13 protein-coding genes are annotated in these 14,621 nt (G+C 70.3%); 7 read left to right on the forward strand and 6 right to left on the reverse strand.

The annotated features are described in order from the left end of the window. Window position 1: 1 nt before the first annotated feature. The 5 genes from ABIC66_RS16400 (at window position 2) to ABIC66_RS16420 (ending at window position 5,491) form a co-directional block, all read left to right on the forward strand. On the forward strand, window positions 2-1,018 hold the full coding sequence (locus ABIC66_RS16400; RefSeq protein WP_354071349.1) for a DUF1176 domain-containing protein: 1,017 nt from the start codon (window positions 2-4) through the stop codon (window positions 1,016-1,018). A gap of 113 nt (window positions 1,019-1,131) precedes the next feature. Further along, the gene (gene ahcY / locus ABIC66_RS16405; protein ID WP_354071350.1) at window positions 1,132-2,523 is read left to right on the forward strand and encodes an adenosylhomocysteinase; all 1,392 of its coding nucleotides are present in this window, start codon (window positions 1,132-1,134) and stop codon (window positions 2,521-2,523) included. Window positions 2,524-2,683: 160 nt separating this feature from the next. Continuing rightward, the gene (locus ABIC66_RS16410; protein ID WP_354071351.1) at window positions 2,684-3,532 is read left to right on the forward strand and encodes a bifunctional hydroxymethylpyrimidine kinase/phosphomethylpyrimidine kinase; all 849 of its coding nucleotides are present in this window, start codon (window positions 2,684-2,686) and stop codon (window positions 3,530-3,532) included. A 19-nt stretch (window positions 3,533-3,551) separates the two neighbouring features. Continuing rightward, complete coding sequence (locus tag ABIC66_RS16415; RefSeq protein WP_354071352.1) at window positions 3,552-4,676, forward strand: serine hydrolase domain-containing protein; 1,125 nt, start codon at window positions 3,552-3,554, stop codon at window positions 4,674-4,676. A gap of 20 nt (window positions 4,677-4,696) precedes the next feature. Further along, entirely contained in the window at window positions 4,697-5,491 is a 795-nt protein-coding gene (locus ABIC66_RS16420) for a transporter (protein WP_354071353.1), read from the forward strand. Here ABIC66_RS16420 and ABIC66_RS16425 read toward each other — a convergent pair. The 5 genes from ABIC66_RS16425 to ABIC66_RS16445 form a co-directional block, all read right to left on the reverse strand. Then, window positions 5,436-6,866 carry an MFS transporter gene (locus tag ABIC66_RS16425; protein ID WP_354071354.1) on the reverse strand — a complete coding sequence of 477 codons (1,431 nt, stop codon included), beginning with the start codon at window positions 6,864-6,866 and terminating at the stop codon, window positions 5,436-5,438. The two genes, ABIC66_RS16420 and ABIC66_RS16425, sit on opposite strands and share 56 nt — an antisense overlap. A 32-nt stretch (window positions 6,867-6,898) precedes the next feature. Continuing rightward, window positions 6,899-8,185, reverse strand: coding sequence for a serine hydrolase domain-containing protein (locus tag ABIC66_RS16430; RefSeq protein ID WP_354071355.1), 1,287 nt, complete (start codon window positions 8,183-8,185; stop codon window positions 6,899-6,901). 17 nt (window positions 8,186-8,202) lie between these two features. Beyond that, on the reverse strand, window positions 8,203-9,108 hold the full coding sequence (gene rarD, locus ABIC66_RS16435; RefSeq protein ID WP_354071356.1) for an EamA family transporter RarD: 906 nt from the start codon (window positions 9,106-9,108) through the stop codon (window positions 8,203-8,205). Between the two features lie 92 nt (window positions 9,109-9,200). Beyond that, window positions 9,201-10,235, reverse strand: coding sequence for an aldo/keto reductase (locus ABIC66_RS16440; protein ID WP_354071357.1), 1,035 nt, complete (start codon window positions 10,233-10,235; stop codon window positions 9,201-9,203). A 15-nt stretch (window positions 10,236-10,250) separates the two neighbouring features. Further along, the gene (locus ABIC66_RS16445) at window positions 10,251-11,417 is read right to left on the reverse strand and encodes an MFS transporter (RefSeq protein ID WP_354071358.1); all 1,167 of its coding nucleotides are present in this window, start codon (window positions 11,415-11,417) and stop codon (window positions 10,251-10,253) included. A 97-nt stretch (window positions 11,418-11,514) separates the two neighbouring features. On the opposite strand from ABIC66_RS16445, the gene ABIC66_RS16450 reads away from it, so the two are divergent. Then, on the forward strand, window positions 11,515-12,456 hold the full coding sequence (locus ABIC66_RS16450) for a LysR family transcriptional regulator (RefSeq protein ID WP_354071359.1): 942 nt from the start codon (window positions 11,515-11,517) through the stop codon (window positions 12,454-12,456). Window positions 12,457-12,563: 107 nt separating this feature from the next. Here ABIC66_RS16450 and ABIC66_RS16455 read toward each other — a convergent pair whose 3' ends face one another. Beyond that, the gene (locus tag ABIC66_RS16455) at window positions 12,564-13,610 is read right to left on the reverse strand and encodes an aspartate-semialdehyde dehydrogenase (protein WP_354071360.1); all 1,047 of its coding nucleotides are present in this window, start codon (window positions 13,608-13,610) and stop codon (window positions 12,564-12,566) included. A 330-nt stretch (window positions 13,611-13,940) separates the two neighbouring features. Between ABIC66_RS16455 and ABIC66_RS16460 the strand changes: the two genes are divergently transcribed. Beyond that, complete coding sequence (locus ABIC66_RS16460) at window positions 13,941-14,591, forward strand: glutathione S-transferase family protein (RefSeq protein ID WP_354071361.1); 651 nt, start codon at window positions 13,941-13,943, stop codon at window positions 14,589-14,591. The last annotated feature ends 30 nt before the right edge of the window (window positions 14,592-14,621 follow it).

Consider the following 14,621-nt stretch of genomic DNA (forward strand, 5'->3'; position numbering starts at 1 on the left):
GATGCTCCGGCCGGTCGCGGTTCTCGTCGCCGCGCTGCTGGCGATCGCCGCGCCGGCTCGGGCCGATGTGGTCTATGGCGACTGGTGGGTCACCTGCGACAACGTTCGGGCCTGCACGGGCTATGGCTTCCCGTCGGGCGATCAGTATGGCGTCGTCCTGCGCCTGCGCCGCGAGGCCCAAGCCGACGCGGCCGCCGAACTGGACCTGAACATCTCGGCCGATTTGGCCAAGGGGGTCTCCGGGCCGCTGGCCCTGGCGGTGGACGGCGAGATCGTGGCGCGTACCCAGCCGCCCGAGGGCGCGGAAGACGACGATCGCGGCTGGCGAATTTCCGAGGCCCAGACGCCGGCCCTGCTGGCGGCGATCGTGCGCGGTAAGGCCCTGGAGGCGAAGGCGGGCGAGCGGACGGTCGTCACCATATCGCTGGCCGGCGCCTCGGCCGCCCTACGCTGGATCGACGACCGCCAGAAGCGGGCCGGCGGGGTCACCGCGCTTGTCGCCAGAGGGCCAGCCCCGGCCTCGGCCGTGCCCGCGCCGCCTCTGGCGCCGGTGATCCGCGCCGCCAAGCCGGTGAGCCAGGCCGGCCTGGCCGATACGCCGCCCGCCGCCGTGAGGGCGCGGATCAAGGCGCTCGACTGTCAGGTCGATACGCCGGAGATCCCGACCGCGTACCGGCTGTCGCGCGGCGTGGTGCTGTGGGTCGTCCCCTGCTGGGTCGGCGCCTATCAGATCGCCTCGGCCCTGGTGCTGACCGACGAACGGGGCGGCCATGTCCGCCTAGCCGACCTTGGCGGCAAAGGCGACGCCAACGCGCGCGCCATGGCGACCAACGCCGTTTACGACACCGCCGCCCAGAAGCTCTATGCCTACGCCAAGGCCCGGGGCGTGGCCGACTGCGGCGAGTCGACGACCCACGCCTGGACCGGCAAGGGTTTCGTCCTGGTCGAGCGCAGCGAGCTACAGATCTGTCGGGGACTGCCGCGGGACTTCTGGGTCACGATGTTCCGCGCCCGCTAGGGCATCGGACATAAAGATATCTTTATGCGTTAATTGCTCGGAAGGGCTCGGCCCTGTATAAGCCGGCCCCAAGACAATTCATTTTCACGACACACCGACCGCAGGAGCCGACCGTGGCCGACTACATCGTCAAGGACATCTCGCTCGCCGATTACGGCCGCAAGGAAATCGCCATCGCCGAGACCGAGATGCCGGGCCTGATGGCCACGCGCGCCGAATACGGTCCGCAACAGATCCTCAAGGGCGCCCGCATCGCCGGCAGCCTGCACATGACCATCCAGACCGCCGTGCTGATCGAGACGCTGACGGCGCTGGGCGCCGAGGTCCGCTGGGCCTCGTGCAACATCTTCTCGACCCAGGACCACGCCGCGGCCGCCATCGCCGCCGCCAACATCCCGGTCTTCGCCTTCAAGGGCGAGAACCTGGTCGAGTACTGGGAATACGCCCACAAGATCTTCGAGTGGCACGATGGCGGCTATCCGAACCTGATCCTGGACGACGGCGGCGACGCCACCCTGCTCTGCGTGCTGGGCCCGAAGGCCGAGAAGGATCCCTCGATCCTGAACAATCCGCAGAACGAGGAAGAAGAAGCCCTCTACGCGGTGATGAAGAAGTACCTGGCCGAGAAGCCGGGCTTCTACTCGGCCATCCGCGCGGCCATCACGGGCGTCTCGGAAGAGACCACCACGGGCGTCCACCGCCTGTACCAGATGGCCCAGAAGGGCGAACTGCCGTTCCCGGCCATCAACGTCAACGACAGCGTCACCAAGTCGAAGTTCGACAACCTCTATGGCTGCCGGGAATCGCTGGTCGACGCGATCCGTCGCGGCACCGACGTCATGCTGTCGGGTAAGGTCGCGGTGGTCTGCGGCTACGGCGACGTGGGCAAGGGCTCGGCCGCCTCGCTGCGCCAAGGCGGCGCCCGCGTGATCGTCACCGAGGTCGACCCGATCTGCGCCTTGCAGGCGGCGATGGAAGGCTACGAGGTCCAGACCCTGAACGACGTCGCCGACAAGGCCGACATCTTCGTGACGGCGACGGGCAACAAGGACGTCATCACCGTCGAAGACATGCGGAAGATGAAAAACAACGCCATCGTCTGCAACATCGGCCACTTCGACTCCGAAATTCAGATCGCCGGCCTGCGCAACTTCAAGTGGGACGAGATCAAGCCGCAGGTCCACCACGTGGAATTCCCGGACGGCAAGAAGCTGATCGTGCTGTCGGAAGGCCGCCTGGTGAACCTGGGCAACGCCACGGGCCACCCCTCGTTCGTGATGTCGGCCTCGTTCACCAACCAGACCCTGGCCCAGATCGAGCTGTGGACCAACAAGGCCAAGTACGAGAACCAGGTCTACACCCTGCCCAAGCACCTGGACGAAAAGGTCGCCTTCCTGCACCTGGAAAAGCTGGGCGCGAAGCTGACCACCCTGCGCAAGGACCAGGCCGACTACATCGGCGTGCCGGAAGCCGGCCCGTTCAAGCCGGACCACTACCGCTACTAGGTTCCTGTCGGCCGCGTCGCTATAAAGAGCGACGTTTCCGTTACGGAATTGTCTGATTTTTCAAAGGAAAGGCCCGCCGGCGACGGTGGGCCTTTCTCTTTTCGGCTCCCTCGCGAAACCGCCCTATTCAAGTCCGCAATGCTCGGCTAATCGCTTTGCCATGCCGTTAGCCTTGATCATCTCCAGCCACGTCGCCGGCAGCCAGGTGGGCGCGACGGCCCAAGCCACCGCCCTGGCGCAGTTCCGCATCGACTCGATGGTCGTGCCGACCGTGCTGTACGGCCGCCATCCCGGCTGGGGCCTGCCCGGCGGCGCGCCCGTGCCGATCGAGGTGTTCGAGGGCATGCTGGACGGCATCGAGGCCAACGGCCTGTTCGGCCTGGTCGACCTGGTCATCACCGGCTACTTCGCCACCGCCGCCCAGGTCCGGGCCGCCGCGCGGGTGATCGACGCCGTGCGCGAGAGTCCCCGCCAGGGCGCGGCCACGCGCAAGCCCGTCGTCATCGTCGATCCGACCATGGGCGACGCCGGCAAGGGCCTCTACATCCCGGCCGACACCGCGGAGGCGATCATCGCCGACCTGATCCCCCGCGCCGACGTCGTGGCCTGCAATTCCTGGGAGCTGCAAAAGCTGACCGGGACAGACGCCCGCGATCCGGTCTCGGCCATGAAGGCCGCCCGCCTGCTGGGCAAGACGACCCTGGTTTCGTCGGTCCAGCGCGGGGCCGAGATCGGCGCCGTGCTCGCCGACAAGAAGGAAGCCTGGCTGGCCGCCCACGCCAAGTCCGAGCGTTCGCCCAACGGCACCGGCGACCTGCTGACCGCGCTCTACGCCGCCTCGATCCTGGAAGGGCAAACCTTCTCGTACGGCCTGGCCCGCGCCGTCGGCGGCGTCGCCGAGACGGTCACGGCCGCCAACATCTGGAACGCGCCGGAGCTGCCGATCGTGGCCATGGGCGCGCGGATCAAGCAGACCTCGCCGACCGTGCGCATCGAGCGGCTTGCTTAGGGGAGCGCTTGGTCTAGCCATGACGGACATCACCGGCCTCTGCCCCGACCGCTTCGCCCGCGTCCGCGAGGCGTTCGAGGCGAACTTCGAAAACAACGGCGAACTGGGCGCCCGCTTCGCCTTCGCCATCGACGGCGAGATCGTCGTCGACCTGATGGGCGGCTTCGCCGATCGCAAGCGCGAGGTCGCGTTCGGCCCCGACACCCTGACGGCCCTGTTCTCGACCACCAAGGCCGTGGCGGCCCTGCTGGTCGCGCGGCTGGTGGACGAGGGCCGGCTGGCCTACGACCAGCCCGTCGCCGACGTTTGGCCCGAATTCGCCCAGGCCGGCAAGCAGGCGGTCACGGTCGAGCAGGCTCTGTCGCACCAGGCGGGGCTGTCCGGCTTCCCGGACGAGACCGACCCCGCCATCTGGTTCGACTGGGACGCCACCTGCGCCAAGCTGGCGGCCATGGCCCCTCTGTTCCCGATCGGCTCGGCCAGCGGCTACCACCCTCTGACCTTCGGCTACATCGCCGGCGAGATCTTCCGCCGCGTCGACGGCCGGACCATGGGAACGGCGCTGCGCGAGGATATCGCCAGGCCCCTGGGCCTGGATATCTGGATCGGCCTGCCCGACAGCGAGCACGGCCGCGTCGCCGAGCTGATGCGCCCGACCGCCCTGCCAGCGTTCGGCGAGATCAACGCCGCGGTGAAGGCCGCCTTCATGACCCCGTGGGCCTCGCCGGGCGGCAAGGGCGCGGCCGAATGGCGGCGGGTCGAGATTCCCTCGGCCAACGGCCACGCCACCGCCTCGGCCCTGGCCCGGCTGATGGGCGCCCTGGCCAGCGGCGGCGGCCTGGACGGCCGTTCGCTGATCACCCCGGCCGGGATCAAGGCCGCCACGACCCAGCGCATCGTCGGCCAGGATCTGGTCCTGCCCTATGTGATCAGCTGGGGCGCGGGCTTCATGCGCAATGAACCGAACATGTTCTACGGTCCGACCGCCGAGGCGTTCGGCCACTCCGGCTGGGGCGGTTCGTGCGCGTTCGCAGATCCGACGCGCGGCGTGTCGGGCTCGTACGTGATGAACAAGCAGGGCAACGCGTTGATCGGCGACCCGCGCGCCGTGCGCCTGATCGAGGCGGCTTACGCCTCGATGTAGAATTGAAGAAGGGGGCGGGAATGAAGGCTTCGGGTCTCTCGGTTTTCATCGCCGCCCTGGCTGTCGCCGGCGCCGCCCACGCTCAAGACCGGGACTTCTGCGCCGATCGGCCGGGCAAGGGCTCGCCGCCGTGCGTCCTGGACGCCGGACGCTTCCAGGCCGAGACCGGGATCGACGCCGCGTTCAGCCGCGGCGGCGGGAGTTCCGTCGACGACGTCTCGTATGGTGGGCTAGAGCTGCGTCTGGGCCTGACCTCGACGGTCGAGGGGCAGTTGACCTGGACGGCGCGCGAGCGGGTGAGAACCAAGGCCGGCGGCGCGACCTCGACGGTCTCCGGCGCCGGCGACCTGGGGCTCGCCCTGCGGTGGTCGTTGAAGAATCCGACCGGCGACGGCCTGTCGGTCGCCGTTCAGCCGTTCGTCATCGCCCCGACCGGCGCGAACGGCATCGGCGACGACGCTTGGCAGGGCGGGGTGATCGCGCCCGTCGCGATCCCGCTGAACGCCGACTGGTCGTTGAGCCTCGCCCCCGAATTGGACGCACGGCCGAACGCCAGCGGCGCGGGCCGCCACGCCGGCTACGCCCTGGCCGGTGGGGTCGGCCGCGCGGTCGGACTGGTGAACCTGGGCGCGGAGCTATGGGTCGATGTCGACGACGATCCCTCGGGCCGGGTCACCCAGGCCAGCTTCGACCTGACCGCGGCTTGGACGCCCAGGAGTCTGCGCGACGTGCAGTTCGACGCCTCGGCCTATGTCGGGCTCAATCGTCGGACGCCGGACCTGGAGCTGGTTCTTGGCGTGGCGCATCGGTTTTAGGGTCTGGGGTTCTGATCGTCGCCAGGCCGACGAGACCGGCGACCACCGCCGCCACGGCGCTGATCCCCATCACCCACGGATAGCCCGCGCCGCCGGGCGCGAAATAGACCAGACCCAGCACCGCCACGGCCAGTAGGCCGGCGACCCGAGCGACGGCGTTGTTGATCCCGGAGGCGACGCCGGAATGGCTCGAGGGCACGGCCGCCATCACGGTGCTGGTCAGCGGCGCGACGCTGATCGTCATGCCCAGGGCCAGGACCAGCAGTCCCGGCAGGACGCCGGTCCAGAAGCCGCTACCGAGCCATGGCGCGCCCAGCAGGGCGAAGCCGATTCCGGCGACGATCGGGCCGCCGGTCAGCATGGCCCGCGCCCCGACCTTGTTGGCGACGCGGCCGGCGACGCCGGAGAGTGTCCCCATCACCGCCGAGATCGGCAGCAGGGTCGCGCCGGCCTTGGCGGCGCTGTAACCGTGATGCGCGATCAGCTCGTAGGGCAGGAAGAACATCGCCCCGGTCAGGCCGAAATACAGCGCCAGGGTCAGCAGGTTGGCGCCGCTGAACGTGGTCGAGCGATACAGCGATAGCGGCATCATCGGATGCTTCTCGCGGCCCTGCAGCACGACAAAGCCGAACAGGATCGCCGCGCCGGCGACCAAGGCGGTCCAGACGGCGGGACTCTGCCAGCCGCGCGCCCCCGCCGCCGTCAGGCCCCAGGTCAAGGCGCCCAGGCCCAGGGCGGCCAGCACCGCGCCGCGCCAGTCCAGGTGATCGACGTCGGGATCCTTGCTCTCGGGCACGGCCTTCAAGGTCAGCCAGACGGTGGCGGCGGCGATCGGCAGGTTGATCAGGAAGATGGCGCGCCACGACACCGCGTCGACCAGCCAGCCGCCCAGCACCGGCCCGAACGCGCCGGTCACCGCGCCGAACCCGGCCCAGGCCCCGATCATCGGCCCGCGCGCCTTCTCGTCGAACGACGCGCCCAGGATGGCCAGGCTGGCGGGCACCACGAAGGCGGCGGCGATGCCCTGCAGGGCGCGGGCGGCGATCAGCAGGGCGATGGTCGGGGCGAGCGCGCAGGCCAGGGACGCGGTGGCGAACACCGTCACCCCCAGGGCGAACACCTTGCGCCGGCCGAACCGGTCGCCGGCCGAGCCGCCGATCAACACCAGCGAGCCCAGCAGCAGAAGGTAGGCGTTGACGATCCACTGGATCTCTTCGGGCCGCGCGCGCAGCGCCTCGCGGATGGCGGGCAGGGCGACATTGACGACCGAGCCGTCGATGAAGGCCAGGCTGGAGCCCAGCACCGTGGCCGCCAGGATCAGCCGGCCGCGCGCGGGCGAGATCGTCTCGTCGGGGGAAGTCGGCGCTTTGGTCATGGCGGGACGATGGCCCGGCGCGGCGCGGCTGCCTAGAGCGCTTCGGCCAGGAGCCGGGCCAGCCGCTCCTCTTGCCGCGTCAGCATCGAGCGACCCTTGTTGACCTTCAGCGGCGCCGCCTGGCCGGTGGTCAGATACGCGACGCCGCGTCCGGTCATCGGATCGACCCAGAGGCCGGAGGTCAGGCCATAGGCGTCGCCGGCGTGGCCGATCCAGCCGGCGCAGCCATCGAAGATGTTATCGCCGGACCCGCCTGTCAGGGTCTGTGCGCCCAGGCCATAGGCGGCGATCAGGCCGCCATAGCCCTCGCCATTCGGACGCCTGGGATCGAAGCGCCAGCTCGGCGTGGTCATGGCGGCGAAGGTCGCGGGCTTCAGGATCGGCGCGCCCTTGGCCAACAGGACGCGGCCGATGACCGCCAGGTCCAGGACCGAGGCGCGCAGCCCGCCCTGCGGGCCGAAAACGAAGCCGTTCTCGCCGGGGCGGTAGCTGTCGAGACTCCGGCTGGCCGCTTCGGGCGCGATGCGGACGGCCGGTTTCGGCGCGGGCGGAACGGCGGCGTCCAGCTGGGCGATCCAGGGGCCCTCGGGGTCCCATGGGCCGTCGTCGGACGGGGCCTTGCGATAGAGAACGGCGCGGCGATCGCGGACAGCCTGGGGAACCCCGCTCCAATTGTAGCCGCACGACAGGCCCAGGGGCGCGAACACGACCCGGGCCATGAACCGGTCGAACCGCTCGCCGCTGATGGCTTCGATCAACTGGGCGACGAGGGCGTAGTTGACGTCGGCATAGGCGAACCAGTCGCCGGGCGGCTCGCTGGCCGGCCCGAACCAGGCGCCATCGTCCCACTGGACGCCGCCGGGCGTCAGGGCCGCGCTCAGCGGGCGGCCGAAGGCGACGGGATAGCTGGGCCCGTTGCGCAGGCCGCTGGTATGGGACAGCAGCCGCTGGGGCGTGATCGGCGCCCGTGGGAAGCGCGGATGGCGCAAGACAAAGCCCAGAATCTCGCCGGCGTCGTCGTCCAGTCCGACCTTGCCGCCCTCGACCAGGGTCATGAAGCCCATCGACGCGACCAGCTTCGAGATCGAGGCGATGCGCGCCGGCGAGGCGGCGCTCATGGCGCGGCCGGTCGCGATGTCGGCCTGGCCGCGCGCGACCTGGACCCGCGGACCGCGTCGATCGAACGCGGCGCCGGCCAGGGCCGGCAGGGCCGCGCTCGGGTTGCCGTCTCCGCCGACTAGCGCGCCATAGGGATCGGGCGTGGCGCCGCCCAAGGCGAACGCGGCGCCGGCGGCGAGGACGGAGCGTCGGGTCGTCATGCGACGACCCTAGCGCCTTAAGTCGCGGGCGCCAGCACTCGCGTCTTCTTCCACGCGCCATAGGCGAAGGCCGCGACGCCCAGCCAGATGAACACGAACGACAGGGCCCGCAGCGGCGTGAACGGCTCGCCGAACGCCACGCCCAGCAGGAACTGCAAGGTCGGGGCGATGAACTGCAGGAAGCCGACGGCCGACAGCGGCAGGCGACGGGCCGACCAGGCGAACAGGGCCAAGGGAACCACGGTGGCGGGCCCCGCCAGGGCCAGCAGCCCGGTGACCCCGGCGCCGGCCCCGAAGTGACCTTGGCCGCTCATCTGCAGGTGCAGTACGTAGAACAGGCCGGGCAGGGCCAGGAAGGCGCATTCGACGAACAGGCCCGTCTGGGCGTCGGCCTTGACCTGCTTGCGCAGGATGCCGTAGGCGCAGAACGTCAGGGCCAGGCCCAGCGAGACGATCGGCAGATGCCCCAGGGCGATGGTCTGGATGGCCACGCCGACCACGGCGAAGCCGATCGCGACCTTGCCCTCGGTCGACATCCGCTCGCGGAACAGCAGCGCCCCGGCCGCCATGTTCATCAACGGATTGATGTAGTAGCCGAGGCTGGCCTCGATCACGTGGCCGGCGTTGACGGCGAAGACGTAGATCGTCCAGTTGCTGAAGATCGCCAGGGTCGACAGCGCCAGGATCCCGACGGTCTTGGGCTGGCGCAGCACCGTCGCGACCTGGCCGCCCTGCTTGGCGATCAAGACGAGGCCGGCCGCCCACAGCACCGACCACAGCGAACGGTGGGCGATCATCTCCCAGGAGGTGACGCCCAGGTTCGACAGCAGGTGGAAATACAGCGGCAGAAAGCCCCACAGCGCGTAGCAACCGATGCCGGCGGCGTAGGCGGAGCGACTCTCGGTCGAGGGACTGGGCGGCATTGTCCAAACCTTTCGGGCGGGTTCTCGCAGATAGGAAGCCCGCCGTCCGCCCGCATCTTGCGGGAAGCTGGAAACTTGGCCGTTTCCGAGGTCTAGACCAGTGGTGGATTGACCTGCCGAAAGCCGCCTTCCCGCCAGTAGGGGTAGTAGGGATAGGCCGGCGTGACCGCGCTGGCGGCGTCCAGCCGCGCGACCTGGTCGGCGGTCAGGCTCCAGCCGACCGCGCCGAGGTTCTGGCGCAGCTGGTCCTCAGTCCGCGCGCCGATGATGACGCTGGAGACGGTCGGGCGCCGCAGCAGCCAGTTGATGGCGACCTGCGGGACGGTCTTCTCGGTCTCGGCGGCGACCTCCTCGAGGGCTTCGACGACGCGGTAGAGCCGCTCCTGGTCCACGGGCGGACCGAAGTCGGCGGTCTCGTGCAGGCGGCTGGTCTGCGGCGGCGGCTGGCCGCGGCGGATCTTGCCGGTCAGGCGGCCCCAGCCCAGCGGACTCCAGACCATGGCCCCGACGCCTTGGTCCGCGCCCAGCGGCATCAGCTCCCACTCGTAGTCGCGGCCGACCAGCGAATAGTAGGCCTGGTGGGCGACATAGCGCGGCCAGCCGTGGCGATCGGCGGCGGCCAGGGACTTCATCAGCTCCCAGCCGGCGAAGTTGGACGCGCCGACATAGAGCACCTTGCCGGCCCGGACCAGGTCGTCCAGCGCGGCCAGGGTCTCCTCGACCGGCGTCGTCCCGTCGAAGGCGTGCAGTTGCAGCAGGTCGATGCGGTCGGTCCTCAGGCGCTTCAGGGCGGCTTCGACGCCCCGCGCGAGCCGGTGACGCGCGGCGCCGGCGTCCAGTGGGCCATCGCCCATCGGAAGGCCCAGTTTGGTCGAGATCAATGCCTGGTCGCGGCGGCCTTCCAGCGCGGCGCCCAGGATCTCTTCCGACGCGCCGTTCGAATAGACGTCGGCGGTGTCGAACAGGGTCAGGCCGGCGTCGAGCGCGATGTCGATCATCCGCCGGGCGCCGGCGACGTCGGTGTCGCCCCAGGCGCTGAACAGCGGGCCCTGGCCGCCGAACGTGCCGGCGCCGAAGCTCAGGGCGGGGACCTTCAGGCCGGAGCGGCCCAGCGTGCGATATTCCATGGATGTGCTCCGTGATCAGGCGAGGGCGAGACGCGCGCGGCGCTCGAGGGAGAGGCTGAGGATTGCCAGGGCCAGGGCCGACAGCGGCACGGCGGCGGCGATCAGGGGCACGGCCGACAGGCCCGGGCCGTGGGCGATCACCGCCCCGCCCAGCCAGGCGCCGAACGCGTTGCCGAGGTTGAAGGCGGCGATGTTCAGGCTGGACGCCAGGCCCTGGCCCGCGCCGCCGGCCTGGCTCAGCACCCGCATCTGCAGCGGCGAGACGGTGGCGAAGGCGGCCGCGCCCAGCAGGAAGGCGGCGACCACGGCTCCGACCTGACTGTGGAACGCGAAGGCCGAGGCGCCCATGACCAGGGTCAGCAGCACCAGGGTCCCGACCAGGGCCGCGTTCAGCCCCTTGTCGGCCCAACGGCCGCCCGCCAGGTTGCCGGCCACCAGGCCCGCGCCGAACACCAGCAGGATCGGCGAGACCGCTTCCTTCGAGAAGCCGGCCAGTTGGGTCAGGATCGGCTGGATATAGGTGAAGACCGCGAACACGCCGCCGAAGCCCAGAACGGTCATGGCCAGGCCCAGCTGCACCTGCGGGCGGGCCAGGACGGCGAACTCCTCGCGCAGCGGGGCGGGCTGGATCTTGTCGTGGTCGCGGGGGACCAGGGCGGCCAGCACCGCGAAGGCCAGCAGGCCCACGCCCGCCACGGCCCAGAACGCCGCCCGCCAGCCGAACGCCAGGCCCAGCCAGGCGCCGAACGGCACCCCCAGCAGCGTGGCCAGGGTCAGGCCGGTGAACATGATCGAGATGGCCGAAGCCTTGCGCTCGGGCGTGACGAGGGAGACGGCGACCAGCGCGCCGACCCCGAAGAAGGTTCCGTGAGCCAGGGCCGTGACCAGCCGTGCGCCCATCAGGACCGCATAGGTCGGGGCGATGGCGGCCAGGACGTTGCCGAGCGTGAAGATCGCCATCAGCACCAGCAGGGTCGTCTTCCTCGGAAGCCGGCGGGTGGCCAGGGTCAGGATCGGCGCGCCGACGAAGACGCCCAGGGCGTAGCCGGTCATCAAGAGGCCGGCGGTGGGGATCGAGACGCCGAGGTCGGCGGCGACCTGCATCAGCAGGCCCATGATGATGAATTCGGTGACGCCGATGCCGAAGGCGCCGACGGTCAGGGCATAGAGGGCGAGGGGCATGGCGGCCTCCGTTGAAGCGTGCGGACCGACAGATGGCGTCGCGCGGTTCGATGAATTAGATTGCGGCCAGGAACTTCACTTGTGATCTGAGGGCATCATGGCGCGGGCGGACGTCAACCGGTCGGGGGAGATGGAGGTCTTCGCCCGCGTGGTGGAGGAGGGCGGCTTCACGGCCGCCGCCAAGGCCCTGTCGATGACGCCGTCGGCGGTCAGCAAGCTGGTGGCGCGGCTGGAGGCCCGGCTCGGCTCGCGGCTGGTCAATCGCTCGACCCGCAAGCTGCAGCTGACCGCCGAGGGCCTGACCTTCCACGAACGGGCCTTGCGGGTGCTGGCCGATCTGGACGAGGCCGAGCGCGCGGTCAGCGCCTGCGCCGTGCCGCGCGGCCGGCTGCGGATCAATTCCAACGTGCCGTTCGGCCTGCATCATCTTCTGCCCCTGGTTCCGCGGTTCATGGACCTGAACCCGCAGGTGCAGGTCGATGTCACCCTGACGGACCAGGTGATCGATCTCTTGGACGAACGTGCGGAGCTGGCGATCCGCGTCGGGCCCTTGCGGCCCTCCCAGCTGGTGGCCAGGAAGCTGGGCGACAGCCGCATGGCCCTGGTCGCCTCGCCGGGCTACCTGGCCCGGCGCGGGACGCCGGCCCATCCGGACGACCTGGCCGCCCATGATTTGGTGGTCTTCAACTTCGCCCGTCACTGCGACGAGTGGCCGTTCATGATCGACGGCGCGCGGGTCTGCTATCCCGCCCACGGCCGGGCCATGGTCGGCGACGGCGAGAGCGCGGCGCGTCTGGCCATGGCCGGCCAGGGGATCACCCGGCTGTCGATCTTCCACATCGCCGACGATATCGTGGCGGGCCGGCTGGTCCCGGTGCTGGAGGATTTCAACGCCGGCGACCTGGAGACGATCAGCGCCGTCTATGTCGGCCACGCCGGGCCGCTGCCGGCGCGGGTGCGGGCGTTCATCGACTTCCTGGCGGCGGAGGTGGATGTGGACTGGCCGATGGGGCGAGAGCCCACTTCAAAACGCAAATAGGCGTGTCATCCCGGCCGCAGCGAAGCGGAGAGCCGGGACCGCAGAAAGCTCCGAGCTTGCCGCGGTCCCGGCTCGGCGCGCTACGCGCTTGGCCGGGATGACAGGTTTTAGCGGTCCAGCATCACCTCGGCGATCTGCACCGCGTTCAGCGCCGCGCCCTTGCGCAGGTTGTCGCCGACCACGAACAGGGCCAGGCCGTGCTCGACGGTCGGATCGGGCCGCAGGCGGCCGACGAACACCGGATCCTGGCCCGTCGCGGCCAGCGGGTTGGGAACCTCGTCCAGCACCACGCCCGGCGCGGTGGCCAAGAGGGCGGTGGCCTCGGCCACCGAGATCGGACGCTCGAACTCGGCGTTGATCGACAGCGAGTGGCCGGTGAACACCGGCACGCGCACGCAGGTGCCGCTGACCGGCAGGCCGGGGATCTCGAGGATCTTGCGGCTCTCGTCGCGCAGCTTGACCTCCTCCTCGGTGTAGCCGTCCTCGACCACGCGGTAGTTCAGCGGCACGACATTGTAGGCCAGGGGAACCGCCCACTTGACCGGCGCGGGCAGGGGCGCGGCGTCCGGCGAGCGGGCCAGGCCCTCCAGATCGCCGTCCAGGCCGGCGTTCAGCTGGCTGGCCAGCACCTGGATGCCCGCGACCCCGGCGCCCGAGGCGGCCTGGTAGGTGCTGACGGTCAGGCGCTTCAGGCCCGCGCGGTCGTGCAGGGGCTTCAGCACCGGCATGGCGGCCATGGTCGTGCAGTTGGGATTGGCGACGATGCCCTTGGGGATGTTGGCCAGGGCGTGCGGATTGACCTCGGCCACCACCAGCGGGACGTCGGGGTCGCCGCGCCAGGCCGAGGAGTTGTCGATCACGATCGCGCCCGCCGCCGCCGCGCGCGGGGCCAGCTCCAGCGACGTGCCGCCCCCGGCCGAGAAGAACACGATGTCCAGGCCGGCGAAGTCGGCGGTGGAGGCGTCCTCGACCACGACCTCGGCGCCCTTGAAGTCGACCTTGGTCCCGGCCGAGCGGGCCGAGGCGAACAGGCGCAGCTCGGTCAGCGGGAAGTCCCGCTCGGCCAGCAGCTCGCGCATCATGCCGCCGACGAGGCCGGTGGCGCCGACGACGCCGACGCGGGGCGGGTTGGATCGGGAAAACTTGAAGCTCACGGGTCTACGTCTCCTCAAAAGTGCGGAGGCGCGGGAGCTGAAGGTCTCTGAGTGTGAGAGCCGCCCCGCGCATCGGCGGGGCTGGTGGGATGCTCGCTAGTTCGCGCACGCACCCGACCACGCCCCGCCGAGGCGGGTCGTTTTCGGGGTAATAATCGTGGTGGCGCGGAACGTCATCGCCGGGGCTTCTAGCGGGGAAGCGGCGCCGCGTAAAGATGGACGGACTCATCTGGGCGCCGATGGCTTCCGCCTCGGAAAGAATTGCGGCCGAATGTCGGGACGCGCCTGGGTCATTCGTCCTGGGGACATCAAGCGGCTGGAGACCCGAAAATGACCCCGACCATCACCGCCTTCAAAGCCTCCCCCGACCGCGGCCGGGGCCTCGCGCGCGACATGCAGGTTCGCTGGGCGCTCGAAGAGCTCGGCGTTCCCTACGACGTGCGGCTGGTGACCTTTCCCGAGATGAAGGCGCCCGCGCACCTGGCGCTCCAGCCCTTCGGCCAGATCCCCACCTACGAAGACGGCGACCTGGCCCTGTTCGAGTCGGGCGCCATCGTGCTGCACCTGGCCGAACGCCATCCGGGCCTGTTGCCGGCCGATCCGGACGCCCGGGCCCGCGCGATCGCCTGGATGTTCGCCGCCCACGCCACGATGCAGCCGCCGATCGTCGAGCACGGCATGGCCTCGATGTTCGAACGCGACAAGCCCTGGTTCGCCGACCGTCTCGCGGGCCTCGAACAGGCGGTCCGCACACGGCTGAGCCAACTCTCCGACCGCCTGGGCGACGCCGACTGGCTGGACGGCGACTTCAGCGCCGGCGATCTGCTGATGGTCGGCGTGCTGCGCCGGCTGGGCAGCTCCGGCCTGCTGGAAGACTATCCGAACCTGGCGGCCTATGTCGCGCGGGCGGAGGCGCGTCCGGCCTTCCAACGCGCCTATGACGATCAGGCGGCGGTGTTCGCGGCGGCGCAGGCGGGGTGAGACTGCCTTAGCTCCGTCATCCCGAGTTTG

It is taken from the genome of Caulobacter sp. 1776 (genome assembly GCF_040545685.1).
Lineage (GTDB): Bacteria > Pseudomonadota > Alphaproteobacteria > Caulobacterales > Caulobacteraceae > Caulobacter.